The sequence below is a fragment of the Shimia sp. R9_3 genome, assembly GCF_017743755.1.
Taxonomy (GTDB): Bacteria; Pseudomonadota; Alphaproteobacteria; order Rhodobacterales; family Rhodobacteraceae; genus Shimia.
On record NZ_JAGHRP010000017.1, the window covers coordinates 1 to 14,007 of the forward strand.

Genomic DNA, 14,007 nt, shown 5'->3' on the forward strand with positions numbered 1-14,007 from the left:
TGCCCAGTAAGGACCTCAACCTGTCGTAACTTCGTGACAATTTCCTCTGGCTTGGGTCGCTTGTTGCCCATGTGATTCCTCCGTTCTACTAAACATAGTGGAGGACCACTTCACTGGGGGAAGACCAGATTTATGTTCCCAAGCCGCTTCCATGACCGCCCACACATCTCGACCCGCCAGTATGGACGGCTTGTTCGTGATTGGGTCGCGGCGATTGGGTTGGAGCCAAGTGGATATGGCACCCATTCGCTCCGCCGGACAAAGGCAGCGGAGATCTACCGAAAGACCGGCAACCTCCGCGCAGTGCAACTGCTGTTAGGTCACACAAAGGTGGACAGCACAGTGCGCTACCTTGGCGTTGAACTCGAAGATGCTCTGAGCATCGCTGAGCGCATCGATATCTGAGCTAACTTGGCGGACGGTCCTGCCGTTCGCCATTTCAATGCGGGTCTTTGTCCTCTGTGCGGCGTTGGTCGGTGCTGAGCCCAACCCGGCCATCGATTTTTCTCGCTGCGCGCGCACGCAGCACAAGAATTGCTGCAGGTGCCCGGTTCGCCGTGCCGCAGTGCGGCTGCAAACTCGGCCATTTGAACATCGCGCAGCGAGAGTATTAAGGGCAACTCACAGGTCGCGGACAAAGCAGCTTTTTGCCGGTGCGGCTATTGCCGACGCAGAAAGTGCTCGCGGGCGCGTCATGGTTTTCGCTGTGAAGCAGCGTGTGTCGTCAGAGCGATCATTGAAACCCAGTTTGGAGGGCGAAACCCAACCCACCATTTCACCGTATTCGGGGCCGGCAAACGAGGAGCGGACAAAGTTGCCGTAGGCTCAATGATTTGCTGGTGACTGGCCAACCAAGCCACAAAACCAATTTGAAAGAGCCGCACAGCTACTTTTCGCTGGTACGGTCAAATTCAGGCTTGCAGCAAAGACAGTCTTATATGGATTACCGCAAATCTCCTACTGGTTGATTTCGGTTAGTACCGCTTGCGCGGTCACATCATCAATAACCAGCGTACTGATGTGCCCGCCATTCAAAGCGGCGCGCACGGGTTCAACTTTGTCTTTGCCGGTTGCTACACCGATCCGAACAGGAATTTGTCTGGCCTCTTCCAAAGGAAGGCTGACCAAGCGCGAGTTCAGGGCGTTGTCGCACAGCGAACCCTGCGCATCGACCAGATGGCCCAGCAGTTCGGCCCGGACTCCGTCCTTGAACAACTGGGCCCGGTGATCTTCGGAAAGCGGATGGGCGCGGTAGTAGGTGGCTCCTTCCCCGGCAACCGCCCCAAGACCGAGTAGCGAGACATTCGCCGCACGCGCCCGATCCATTACGTAACCCACCGCGCGGACCGAAAGCAGCATGTCGCGTTCCGCAGAAGTATCTGCATGCAGAGGGGCGTGTATCAGGGTTGCAGAACCGCCAAGGCCGTCGGCGATGCGTGTCGCGATGTGGTTTACATCCGTATAGTGCTGGCCCTGTACCCCTCCGGTCATCGGCACCACGACGTTGGCGCTTGTCCCTGAGGGTTTTAGGTGATCGGCAACGGCGCTGAGTGTCTTGCCGCCCGAGATCGCAAGGACATCCTCGGCGCCAAGAATATGCTGCAAATGTTGTGCTGCCGTTTTGCCGACCAGATCCAGCGTGGTGTCGGCGTTTTCGGTGACGGTGTCGACGACCAGACATTCAGTCAGCGGCCAGCGTTCCTTCATCAGGCGTTCCAGATCGAACAGGCGCTGGAACGGACTGTGAATACGGAACTCGACCATTCCCATCTCGCGGCCCTGTTTGATCAAGCGGTTCACCTTGGCGGTCGACAGGTTCAGGCTGCTGGCGATCTCGGCCTGCAGCCAGCCTTCCTGAAAATGCAGGGTCAGAACACGAGCGATCAGGCGTAAAGTGTCGGGATCGGGTCCGGATGCGTTCAACTCTCGCTGTCCTTTCTGCTTACCAAATGGTTCGACGCCGCCGCCAGCAACAGTGCAGTGCCCACGACCAGAGTTTGGAAATAGGCGGGCACCAGTGTCAACATGCCCACAGTCAGAGACATGATGATCAGCGCCCCGAAAAAAGATTTCAGCACACGCCCCTCGCCGCCGCTGAAGGCTGTACCACCCAACAGAACCACAAGTATAGCGGTTAATTCCATCCCGTCACCAGAGAGCGGGTCGCCCAGCGACATGAAACTGGACCGCGCGATCCCCGCCAGCGCGGCGCAGACGCCCATCAGCACATAAAGGATGATCACCGTGCGCGCCGTGTTGATCCCCGAGAGCTTGGCCGCGGTCGGGTTTCCTCCGGTCGCAGCGGCGTATTTGCCCAGCTTCATACGATCCTGAACGATGATCATCGCAATGGTCACCAGAATGGCAACCCAGAAGGCCCAGGGGAGACCGAGCATAACTCCGTCCCGCCCATAGTCGTTGAACCAGCTTGGCATTTTCAGCCCGCCGCCGGACTTGATCGCGGATACTCCGTCCTCGACCAGCAGCAGAGCGATGCCTTTATAAAGGCTCAAGGTGATCAGGGTGGCAATGACAGGTGTGATTTTTAATCGGATCACCAGAAAGCCGTTGATCGCGCCTAGCAGAACACCCACCAAAACCGTCGCCAGAAAGGCGGGCAGGAAGGGCACGCCGTTGATGGCAAGCATGGCATAAACCACCGCGCTCAGGCTCATGGCGCTGCCCACGGACAGGTCGATATAGCCCGAGATCATCAGCAGCGTGAATGCCCCCGCCAATGTCAGGATCGGGGCCGAGACACGCAGGATGTTGATGATATTGCGCTCGCTCAGGAAATTTCCGCGTTCAAACAGCGGGAACTTGTCCAGATTGGCAGTGCTGAGCACCACGACCACAAGGATCAGAACAAGATAGATGTAGTAGTCCTTGAGGAACCGCTTTACGCGGTCTCCGGATGTAGCGGTTTGGGTCAGCTCAGTCATCCTGCATGCCTCCGGGCCAGCGCCCATGTCTGCGCCATAATCGCAATGAACACGGCAATCGCCTTGAGGGTGAACTGCCAATCCGGCGACAGCACCAGCCCGGTAGCGGCCGAGGTCACGGTCGCCAATATGATCGCACCGAAGAACATCCCGATGACCGAGCCGAACCCGCCCGCGATGGCAACTCCGCCAAGCAGCGAGATGACCAGCGCGTCGAACTCCATCAACGTGCCACGGTTTGAAAACCCGGATTTGAACTCCGAGGCGAGCAGAATACCCACCACTCCGGCCATCGCGGCGCTGAACAGGTACAGCTTGACCACATGCCGCGCGTTATCGACCCCCGACAGGCGCGAGGCGACGGGGTTCGCGCCGATCAGATAAGTCAGCCGCCCGAAGACCGTCTTACGTTCGACAAACACCGCCACAAGGATCAGAATCGCCATCAGCACCACCGGCAGCTTGATCGAGGTGCCGAACATGGTCATGTTGCCCAAGCTCCCGAAATCAGACGGCAGGTTGGTGTTGCGCTGCGACCCTTGCGTGACCACCTGAGCAATCCCGCGCGCCAGCATCATCGTGCCCAGGGTGACAATGATTGAAGGCACCCGCAGCGCGACCACAAAGGCGGCGTTGATGGCCCCGATCAGCATCGCCCCGATCAGCGCGCAAACCATCGCCAGCCACGTTGGCATCCCCCAGCCCGAGGACAGCGCATTAGCCCCATCCGCCGCCTGCGCGAACCACACGGCTAACACGCCGGACAAGGCAACGATACCGCCAACCGACAGGTCGAAATTGCCCGAAACCAGCAGGAATGTGACCCCAACCCCAAGCGAGATCACCGCCCAGTTGTTGGTTACCAGATTCACAACGTTCTGAAACTGAAAGAAATTTGGCACCAGAAGGGATGCCAGCAGGAACAACGCCACGGCGGCCCCCGCCACCAGAGACGTGATGAACATCTCATCACTCAGCCTGTTGTCCCGCTCGGCCAGCCTGCGGCCTGCAACTGCCTGATCGGTCATGTGTTCTCACCACCCCCGCCGGTTACAACATTCAGGATCCGAGGGATATCGACCTCGGGCCCGTTATGGATCTCGGCCTCGATGCGACCGTCATACATCAGGAACACCCGGTCACAGAGGCCCAGCACCTCTTCCAGTTCCGATGAAAAGACACAGATCGCGCGGCCATTATTCGCCAGATCACGGATGACTTCATAGATCTCGGACTTTGCGCCCACATCGACACCGCGCGTGGGCTCATCCAACAGCAGCATATCCGCATCCGCGAACAGACATTTCGACAGAACGACCTTCTGCTGGTTCCCGCCCGAGAGTTTCTCGGCGTATTTCTCAATCGAATTGGTCGCGATACCCAGCTTGCCGACATATTCACGGGCGACTTCTTTCTCACGGTCGTCCTGGAAGATGCCGAAACGGGCCAATTTACGGATGTTCATGATCGGAATGTTGCGCCGGATCGTAAGTTCGGTGAATAGACCCTGGGTGCGCCGTTCCTCGGGCACCAAGGCGATCCCCGCCGCGATTGCGTCTTTGGGTGACGCTGCACGCGCCCGGCCCTGAAAATCAATCTGGCCCTCGGCCTTGTCGGCGCCATAGATGGCGCGCGCGACTTCGGTCTTGCCTGCGCCGACCAGACCGTAGAAACCGACAATCTCGCCTTCATTCACATGGAAAGAAACGTATTTCAACAAATGGTTGCTGAGGCCCTTGACCGTCAGCACCGGTTTGTCGGCAATCTCACCACGCGGTTGATAATCATGGGAAATCGCACGGCCAACCATCATCTCGATCAATTCGGGGCGACCATTCACATCCGCCAGAGGTTTGGTGGCGATGTGCTTGCCATCGCGCAGGACGGTGACGTTGTCGCCCAGCTCAAAGATCTCATCCAGCTTGTGCGAGATATAGATGACCGTCACATCCGAATCCCGCAGGCGACGGATCACCCCGAACAGGCGCTCGACCTCGCGCTCCGACAACGCGGCGGTCGGTTCATCCATGATGATGATACTGGCTCCGGAAGAGGCCGCGCGGGCAATTTCGACAATCTGCTTCTGCGCCACGCTCAGCGTCGAGACCTGCACTTTGGGATCAATCGTCGGCTCAATCGCGGCAAGGGTTTTTACCACGCGGTCCTCAAGATCGGACTTGACCAGAAAGCCGAACCGGCTGGCCTCCATCCCCAAGGTCAGGTTTTCCAGCACGGTCAGTTGATCGACCACATGCAGCTCCTGAAACAAGGTGCCTACGCCGCTTTCGCGGGCGTCCTGCGTGTTGCCGGGCGCATAGCTGCGGCCCAGAATGGCCATCGACCCGCTGGTCGGAGCCAGAGCGCCAGTCAGCATTTTGACGATGGTGGATTTTCCTGCGCCATTCTCACCGACAAGGCAATGCACCGTATTGCGCTCAATGTCGAAAGAGACGGTATCCACGGCGCGCACGCCGGGGTAATCCTTGGTCAATTCTCTGACGGACAGCGCCTTTTCCTGTGCTTTTTCGGCAAAAGCTACCTGCACGATCATCCCCTTTGCGCTCGCGCCGTTCCACAAGGCGCAGACTGCGCTGCACCCTGATATCAGCTTATCCAAGTTTGAAAGTTTTGCCACCAACGCCGGGATCTATCAGCAGACCCAGACGTTGGAGAAACGACAGATCAGCAGGTTAGCCGCCGAACTGATCCTTCAGCCACTGCTCGGCCTCTTCTTTCGGCATCGACCAGTAAGAGACGGTGTAAGCCTTGTAAAAGAACTCCTCCGCCGTGTCCGAGGTCCGCTCAACCTTGCCGTCCAGCACATCCATGATCAGGTCGATACGCCCCTGCGCGGTTTCAACCGGCGGCAGACCCATCGAGACCTTGAGGCTGGAGTTCGGATCATAGACCTGTTCGAATTCAACCGAGTCGAAGTCGACGCTTGCGACGATTTCGGTCAGCGGTTTTCCGTTGTCGAACTTTCCGCGACCCAGTTGCGCCAGACCGGCCATGGTGCCAACGGTCAGGTTGGAGGCTTCGGAATAGATCAGGTTCACCTCGGGCCGTTGGGTCAACAGGTCGACGATGATCTGTTTGGCCGCTTCCTGGCCCTTGCTGGAATCCAGCGCGCCCAGGTTTTCCGCATCCGGCTCAACCGACAACACACCTTCGGCAAAGGGCGCGGTCCGGCCCGAGTTCACCTCGGTATGGTTCGGCCAGCCCAGCTGCACCATGACGATGGGCTTGTCGGGATGCGCCTCTTTCCACGCTTTCGCCATCTGTGCGCCCATTTCAAAGGACACAGCGGCCTCATCACTGCGGGCGGTCGGGATGCCCGTATCGGTGATCGGGCTGAAGAACGAGGTCATGACGATGTCATCAGCCAACGCATCCTCGACGCCGGGCGTGGCGGCCTCGGCGTCCCAGATATGCAGCGTGGCCGCATCAAAGCCGCCCGCCAGAACCTGATCGACGTTTTGCGTCATGACAGCGGAATCTGCCTGCCCGTCAAACACCACAACCTCGGCACCGTATTTTTCCTTGGCATAGCGCTCTGCCTCGGTTGCCTGAGACTGGTGAAACACATTCGACAGATCCGACACAAAGAACGCGATCCGCTTGCCATCATCAGCGAATGCGCCAGCCCCACCGACAAATGTCATTGTCGTCGCCAGCAAGCCCGCCTTTATTACATTCCTCCGCTGCATATTCTTCTCTTCCCTATTGTTTTCTCCAGAGTGCGACCGTTCCTGCCCAGTGAGCATCATAGCCGCGATCCCAGTCAGCGCCCCTCCTCAGGAACTGTAACTGAAATATATTGCAGTGAATGTTATTATTCTCGAATCAGGCTTTCGAGTCAACTTTTTTGGCGCGTTTTAAGGCAGGAATTTTGATGAAAACCCCAAAGGCACTATCAATTTAAGTATTTGTTTTTATTTTGCTTTTATATTCGTGAGCCCACATCACGAAACACCCCATTGATCGCTGTACCACGATCTGGAGTGTTGTGTGCAAAACCTCTTTGCGCATTCGAAATTGCGAATCCGCAGCCTCTACAGTTCCGTTAGTTTTTGAACGGAAATCCGCGCTTTTCCCTGGACGCTTTTTTTGAACGTGCTCATATGCGGCATGCGTCCATGATTGATCACGGCCTCTGCATCCGCCCAGATCTCATGGATCAGAAATTCGGCGGGTGCGGCGTCGGAGAGAAAGACGCTGTACCCTTTGTTTCCCGCCTCTTCGCGGCTGGCCGATGCCAGAGCATCGATCGCCGCGTGGACCGTATCCGTCTGACCCTCCTCCGGTACGATCCGTGCGATAATCACGATTTCCGTCATGGATCAGGCCCCCTTCCGGATCATGTCAGCCGCTTTCTCGGCAATCATCACAACGGGTGAGGCGGTGTTGCCCGAGACGATTTTCGGCATGATCGATGCATCAATCACCCGAAGCCCGCCCAATCCATGCACCCTGAGGTCGGTGCCGACCACGGCAGCACTATCCGAGCCCATCTTGCAGGTGCCAACGGGGTGGAAAATGGTAGTGGCAATGTCGCCCACGCCCTTTACCAAATCCTCTTCGGATTCCATCGCCGGACCCGGCAGGATCTCTTCGGGCTGATAGGGTTTCAGTGCATTCGCGGTCATGATCTGTCGCGCTTGGCGGACAGATGTCACAGCCACGTTTCTGTCATTCGCCGTCGACAGGTAGTTCAGGCGAATATCGGGCTGAGAGGCGGTATCCTTCGCCCGAATGTGACAGGTCCCGACACTTTCAGGACGCAGATTGCAGACCGAAACGGTAATCGCCGGGAACGGGTGCAGCGGATCGCCCAGCTTGTCTGTCGACAAGGGTTGCACGTGATATTCCAGGTCGGGCGTCGCCAGATCGGGGTTGGATTTGGTGAACATGCCGAATTGACTGGGGGCCATAGACATCGGTCCGGATTGCGTCAACCCGTATTGCAACGCGATCTTTGCTTTGCCCAGCACCGAGTTCGCCATCGTGTTCAAGGTTTTTGCATTCTGAACCTTGAACACGGTACGGATCTGCAGGTGATCCTGCAGGTTTTCGCCCACTCCGGGGCTTTCGTGGTGCAGGGCGATGCCGTGTTCGGCCAACACATCGCCCGGGCCGACGCCTGACAGCTCCAATATCTTGGGCGAGTTGATCGCACCCGCCGCCAGCAGGACCTCGGCCTTGGCAAACGCGTCGTGCCGCACGCCTTTGTGCGCAAAACGCACGCCCGTCACCTGCTTGCCGTCAAACAGCAGCGTCTCTGTCTCGGCATGGGTCATGACGCGCAAGTTGGGGCGTTTCATCGCCGGGCGCAAGAACCCTTTGGCCGTATTCCAGCGTACTCCGTTGCGCTGATTGACCTCGAAGAAGCCGGTGCCTTCGTTGGTGCCATCATTGAAATCCGCACGAGGCTGAATGCCGAATTCCCTGGCCCCGTCTTGCACGGCCTTCAAGATGTCCCATTCCAGACGCTGTTTCGAGACCTTCCACTCACCCCCCTGCCCGTGCATATCCGAGCGTCCGGCGTGGTGATCTTCGGATTTCAGGAAATAGGGCAGCACGTCGTCCCAGCCCCAGCCGGCATTGCCCAGCTGCCGCCAGTGATCGTAATCCGCCGCCTGACCCCGCATGTAGATCATGCCATTGACCGAGGTGCAGCCCCCCAGCACCTTGCCGCGCGGATAGACAAGAGACCGCCCGTTCAACCCCGGCTCGGGCGCGGTTTTCATCATCCAGTCGGTGCGCGGATTGCCGATGCAATAGAGGTACCCCACTGGGATATGCACCCAGTGGTAATTGTCCGACCCGCCCGCCTCCAGCAGCAGTACGCGGGTCTTGGGGTCCTCGGTCAGGCGGTTGGCCAGCACACACCCCGCCGTGCCTGCGCCGACGATGATATAGTCATACTCCCCTTCGAGTTTCCGGGCGTCTGTCATGGAGTTTTGGTCTTTCTACTTAATACGCAACGACGAGTTTGCCGATCATGCGACCCGTTTCAATAGTTGCATGCGCCTCTTTCAGCGTGGCAGCTGTCAAGCCGTGCAGCGTTTTCTGCTCAGTCGTGCGGATGATCCCGTCATCAACCAGACGGGCGACGCGCGCGAGAATCTGCCCCTGCCGCGCCATGTCGGCGGTTCCGAACAGGGATCGCGTGAACATCAGCTCCCACATCAGGGCGGCGGACTTGCCTTGCAGTGCCGAGATGTCCAGCTTTTCCGGCGTCTCGACGATGGTGCCTATGCGGCCTTGTGGCGCAATCAGTTTACACATGGCGTCCCAGTGTTGTGCGGTATCGGCATATTGGGTGATATAGCTGACCGTTTCGTGACCGGCCGCCTGAACCTCGGCGGTCAGATTGTGATGGTTCACCACCTGATGTGCGCCCATGCCCCGACACCAATCAGCGGTTTCCGGGCGAGAAGCGGTTGCGATCAGGTGCAGCCCGGTCAACTGGCGCGCCAGTTGCAAAGTGATCGAGCCGACCCCTCCGGCCCCGCCGATAACCAGCAGGCTGGCGGGCGTTTCGTTCGTGGGCACTTGCAACCGGTCAAACAACATTTCCCATGCAGTCAAGGAAACCAGCGGCAACGAAGCCGCCGCCTCGGGACTGACCGAAGCCGGTGCTCGTGACACAATACGATGATCGACGGCCTGCCTTTCGGCATATGAGCCAGAGCGATTGGCGTCGCCCGCATACCATACCCGATCGCCTTTGGCGAAGCCTGTGACTTCAGGCCCGAGATCGCGGACGATCCCCACGGCATCATATCCCAGGATGAACGGCTCTGGATGGTCTTGTTCGGCCGCAGTTCTTATGCGGCGCTTGGCATCTGCGGGATTGACCGAGATCGCTTTGACTTCGACCAGCAGATCGTGGGAGCGCAGCTCGGGTTCGGGCAGGTCCACGTCCAACAGGCTGTCCGGCGCATCAATCGGCAGTGATTTCAGAAATCCTACAGCTTTCATCTGACTACCCTTCCCCCGCTGTCTGCACCGCGTTCCAGAAGCCACGCATCGCGCTGATCAAAGCGAGATATTGCGCATAGCGGCTGTCGTAATGGGCCCGCATTGCGGGGTTCGGCTGGAACTCGGACTTGCGGCGGGTCATCTGGCCGATCGCGTCTTCGTATGAGGCAAAAGTTCCAGTTGCCACCGATACGCCGATCGCCGCGCCCAATGCGCCGGTTTCCTGCGCCTCGGCCACATAGATCGGAACCCCCAGGCAATCGGCGAACATCTGCGGCCAGACCGGGCTGCGTGAGCCGCCGCCGGACAGAACCGCCTGGTCGAAACTGACCCCTGCGGATTTCAGAACTTCGATGTGGCGCCGGTGTTCGAACAGCACGCCCTCAAACAAGGCGCGCAGCATATGACCTTCGCCATGCCAGCCCGCAACGCCATAGAACCCGCCCCGGAAAGAAGCCCCCTGCCCGGAGCCATAAAGGAACGGGTGAAAAAACGGATCATCCGATGCGGGTATGACCTCGGCCACTTTGGCGTTGCAGTATCCGAACGGGTCATCGTGATGCGAACCGCGTTCGACAAACTCGCGCACATACCATTCCAGATTGGCCGCCGAGGTGGCGCTGGCCTCGATATTCACAAACCGGTTTGGCCCGAAGCCTGAAACCATGAACAGATCGTCATTGACCGCTGGTTTATCCGAGAACACCTGATTGATGCTCCACGTACCTGCGATGATCGAGGCCTCGCCCGCGCGCACAACGCCTGAACCCATGGCGCTGGAAATCACGTCGAAATAGCCGCCGCTCACAGGCGTGCCTGCGGCCAAACCGGTTGCGGCGGCGGCCTCGGCGCTGACGGTTCCAGCAACCTCTGCCGGGTCGATCAGGCGCGGCAGCATATCGCGTGCATCGCCCAAACCGTAGAGTGCCAGCAGGCCATCATCATAGGAACATTCGGGCATCCGGGTCAGGCCGCACCCGGACATGTCCGAGATGTCACTGACCCGCTCTCCGGTCAGTTTGTAGGTGATGAAATCCTTGCACAGCATAACCGTACCGGTCTGGGCGTAATTCTCGGGCCGGTGTCGTTTGATCCACGCCAGCAAAACCGGAGTCTGCGACGGCCACGGTTTTTGCAGACAAAGCGCATGCAGCGCGTCGCCTGCGGCTTCGGACAATTCCTCGGCCAGACCAGCGGCGCGGGTATCCAGAGACTGAATTCCCACCAAAGGCTCGCCCGCCTTATCCAGCAGGTACAGCCCGTTGCCATGGCCTGCACAGCCGACCCCGATGATCTGATCGGACGCAATCCCGGCCTTTTCGATACATCCGGCAATCACCTGCCGGGCATTGGCCCAAAGCTCGTTCAGGTCACGCTCAACATGCCCCGGCTGCGGGGTCGAGGACTGCCCGTCCAACGCCTGCATCGCCACCGGACGCCCGCTCAGGTCGAAGAGTACGGCCTTGATGACCGTATTCCCCGCATCCAGCCCCAATATGTAACCGTCCTTAGCCACGGTTGTAGATATCCCATGCTTCTTCGCCGCTGGCCTTATTGTGGATCATCGCCATCAACGCCGCCACAACGGCCTTGGGGTTGTCATGCTGATAGATGTTGCGGCCATAGACCATCCCCTGCGCGCCTTGCGCCATCAGAGCGGCGGATTTCATCAGCACATTCTTGAGGTCCTCTTTGCCACCGCCACGCACCAGAACCGGCACGCGCGCGGCCTCGATCACGCGGTGGAAATCCTCAGGGTTTTCGGTCGGATCGGCCTTGATGATATCCGCCCCCATTTCCGAGGCCAGACGTACCAGCGTCACGATCTTTTCGGCATTGCCATCCACCTGATAGCCACCGCGCACATCATTGGGCAGCATAACCAGAGGCTCGATCATCAGCGGCATCCCGTATTTGTGGCAGGCCGCGCGCACCTTGCTGATGTTTTCGACGCATTGACGAAACAGCTCGGGCTCGTCGGGCAGCATGAAGAGGTTCACCACGACGGCGGCGGCGTCCATCTCAAGCGCGCCGATGATCGGCTCGTCGGCGTTTTGCAGCATCGACCACATCACCCGGTGGCGCTGATCGTTATAGGGGTTGCCCATGTCGATCCGCATCACCAGCGCGGGCTTGTCTTTTTCGGGCCGCGATTGCAGCAGATCCGCCTGACCATAAGCGCATTGGATCGCATCCGGCTTGGCCCCGATCAGGGTATCCATAACGCCGGCCATATCCTCAAGCCCGACCATGAAGCTGGGCTCGTTGCAGACCCCATGGTCAATCGCCACGTCCAGACAGCCCCCATTGGTAAACATGCGGTTCATCCGGGCTTTGGTGCTTACGCGCATTCTGTTCTCCGTTCCTTGTTTCGTGCAGTCAGAGCCTCGGCGGTGACGCCATAGAACTCGGACAATTCGTGAATGAGTGTTTGTTTTTGGTTATTGATCTCTTGCGGACTAATACCGCGCTCATGGGCAAAGATCTCGGCAAGCTGTGCCAGCAGCGCGTCCGAGATTTGCCCCGTGATCGCCAGCGCGGTCCGGCGCAGCACGATGTCGGATAGGGTCTCGACATATTCGGTGCGCATGAGCCAGATGATTTCGGCGCGCGTATAGAGGCACCCATCCGTGAGCGGTGCGTCCTGACCCGACCGACAGAACTGCGCCACGTCATCCGCCTGTGTCCCATAGTGCTCCATCAGGTGATGCGCGCGCTCGGGTGCGATGCGAAAATCCGCAACCAGACGGGTTTTCAAGCGCTCAGGATCGTCGGGGAATTGCGCACCCCCGCCAATAGACAGCCCAAGGGTCGAGGCCCGGCGTGAATGCCCCAACTCGCCCATCACCTCATCTGCGGTTTGCTCACCAAAGGCGCGGAACGTGGTCCATTTGCCGCCGACCATGCAGAATTGCGGCACATCCCCGTCCAGCCGCCGCGTATCATGCCCGCGCGAGATGCGCCCGGTGAAATCCTGATCACTGCGTGGCAGCGGGCGGATGCCGCTATAGCTGAACACCACCTGATCCGAGGCAATCTCGACCCCCGGAAACACCAGACGCAGCGAACCTAGGATATAGTCCAGCTCGTCGGGTTCACACCGCACATGTTCGGCCTTGTCGACGCGGATATCGGTTGATCCGGCCAGCACCTTGCCCTGATAGGGAAAGACGATGCAGACTCGCCCGTCAGTGTTTTCAAAATAGACCATATGACCGCCAAGCGCCTGGTACAGCGCCGGGTTGTCGATGATCAGATGCGACCCCTTGGTGCCCGAGACCATCCGTTCATTGACCCGGCCGCCCAGCCCATTGACCGTGTCATCCAGCCACGCTCCGGTGGCGTTGACGATCACTTTCGGTATCACTGGCACAGAGGCACCGCTGCGCCGGTCGGTGACGGCAAAGCTGTCTCCATCCCGCGTCATTTCCGCATAGTTCAACGCGATACAGTCCGGGGCCTCAGCCGCGACATCGCGGATCATCTCAACGCACAGCCGCTCGGGATGGGTGATCTGCGCGTCATAATACACCGCAGACCGAGTGGCCTTTGGGGTCAACGCGGGCCAGTTCTTGCGGGTCCGGCCAGCGCTGTTGAAATGATGCCTGGGCAGGATGCGGCGCTTGCGCGTCACCCAATCGTAGAGCGACAGGCCCAGCTTGATGGGCACCGCGCCACGGCTCGAGGGCTTGCCCTGCCAGCCAACAAAGCTGGCCGCCGCGTTGAACATACCCGAAAACACCGAGGTGATGGGAATAACCGTCGGCAAGGGCCGCACCATATGCGGCGCGTTCAGCAACAAGGCATCGCGTTCCTGCAGGGATTCCCGCACCAAATCGAACTCACCATTCTCCAGATAGCGCAGCCCGCCGTGGATCATCCGCGAGGGCGCAGCGCTGCAGCCCGAGGCAAAATCATTCCGTTCAACCAGCAGCACCCGAAGGCCCTGCAGAGCCAGCTCGCGATAGACCCCAATGCCGTTGACGCCGCCGCCGACAACCACCACGTCAAACGTGGCGTTTTTGCGCAGATTTGTCAGGTTTTGTTGTCGTGGTTCTGACATGGTGGTCCTGTTTCTCGC

General features: G+C 59.0%; 11 protein-coding genes and 1 pseudogene. 1 reads left to right on the top strand and 11 read right to left on the bottom strand.

The genetic code is table 11. The annotated features are described in order from the left end of the window. Positions 1-126: 126 nt before the first annotated feature. A pseudogene (locus J7412_RS20925) lies at positions 127-405 on the top strand (tyrosine-type recombinase/integrase); the annotation flags it as partial. Between the two features lie 552 nt (positions 406-957). On the opposite strand, the gene J7412_RS20930 reads toward J7412_RS20925, so the two are convergent. From J7412_RS20930 to J7412_RS20980, 11 genes are all read right to left on the bottom strand, one after another. Beyond that, a complete protein-coding gene (locus J7412_RS20930) occupies positions 958-1,923 on the bottom strand; it encodes a sugar-binding transcriptional regulator (RefSeq protein WP_209081520.1) in 966 nt (321 codons plus the stop codon). Then, positions 1,920-2,942: an ABC transporter permease gene (locus J7412_RS20935; protein ID WP_209081522.1), complete on the bottom strand. Its 1,023-nt coding sequence runs from the start codon at positions 2,940-2,942 to the stop codon at positions 1,920-1,922. Before J7412_RS20935 ends, J7412_RS20930 begins: the two co-directional genes overlap by 4 nt. Continuing rightward, positions 2,939-3,970 (bottom strand): ABC transporter permease, encoded by a 1,032-nt coding sequence (locus tag J7412_RS20940; RefSeq protein ID WP_209081524.1) that lies wholly within the window; start codon positions 3,968-3,970, stop codon positions 2,939-2,941. The genes J7412_RS20935 and J7412_RS20940 overlap by 4 nt, the downstream gene beginning before the upstream one ends. Next, on the bottom strand, positions 3,967-5,487 hold the full coding sequence (locus tag J7412_RS20945) for a sugar ABC transporter ATP-binding protein (RefSeq protein ID WP_209081525.1): 1,521 nt from the start codon (positions 5,485-5,487) through the stop codon (positions 3,967-3,969). Before J7412_RS20945 ends, J7412_RS20940 begins: the two co-directional genes overlap by 4 nt. 145 nt (positions 5,488-5,632) lie before the next feature. Next, positions 5,633-6,604, bottom strand: a complete 972-nt coding sequence (locus J7412_RS20950) for a substrate-binding domain-containing protein (protein WP_209081527.1) — start codon at positions 6,602-6,604, stop codon at positions 5,633-5,635. Between the two features lie 390 nt (positions 6,605-6,994). Further along, positions 6,995-7,279 (bottom strand): putative quinol monooxygenase, encoded by a 285-nt coding sequence (locus J7412_RS20955; protein WP_209081534.1) that lies wholly within the window; start codon positions 7,277-7,279, stop codon positions 6,995-6,997. A 3-nt stretch (positions 7,280-7,282) separates the two neighbouring features. Further along, entirely contained in the window at positions 7,283-8,896 is a 1,614-nt protein-coding gene (locus J7412_RS20960) for a GMC family oxidoreductase N-terminal domain-containing protein (RefSeq protein ID WP_209081536.1), read from the bottom strand. Between the two features lie 19 nt (positions 8,897-8,915). Next, complete coding sequence (locus J7412_RS20965) at positions 8,916-9,926, bottom strand: zinc-binding alcohol dehydrogenase family protein (protein ID WP_209081544.1); 1,011 nt, start codon at positions 9,924-9,926, stop codon at positions 8,916-8,918. A 4-nt stretch (positions 9,927-9,930) separates the two neighbouring features. Next, complete coding sequence (locus J7412_RS20970; RefSeq protein WP_209081558.1) at positions 9,931-11,442, bottom strand: FGGY-family carbohydrate kinase; 1,512 nt, start codon at positions 11,440-11,442, stop codon at positions 9,931-9,933. Next, positions 11,435-12,277, bottom strand: a complete 843-nt coding sequence (locus tag J7412_RS20975) for a class I fructose-bisphosphate aldolase (RefSeq protein WP_170481683.1) — start codon at positions 12,275-12,277, stop codon at positions 11,435-11,437. Before J7412_RS20975 ends, J7412_RS20970 begins: the two co-directional genes overlap by 8 nt. Continuing rightward, entirely contained in the window at positions 12,268-13,989 is a 1,722-nt protein-coding gene (locus J7412_RS20980; protein WP_209081560.1) for a glycerol-3-phosphate dehydrogenase/oxidase, read from the bottom strand. The genes J7412_RS20975 and J7412_RS20980 overlap by 10 nt, the downstream gene beginning before the upstream one ends. Between the last annotated feature and the right edge of the window lie 18 nt (positions 13,990-14,007).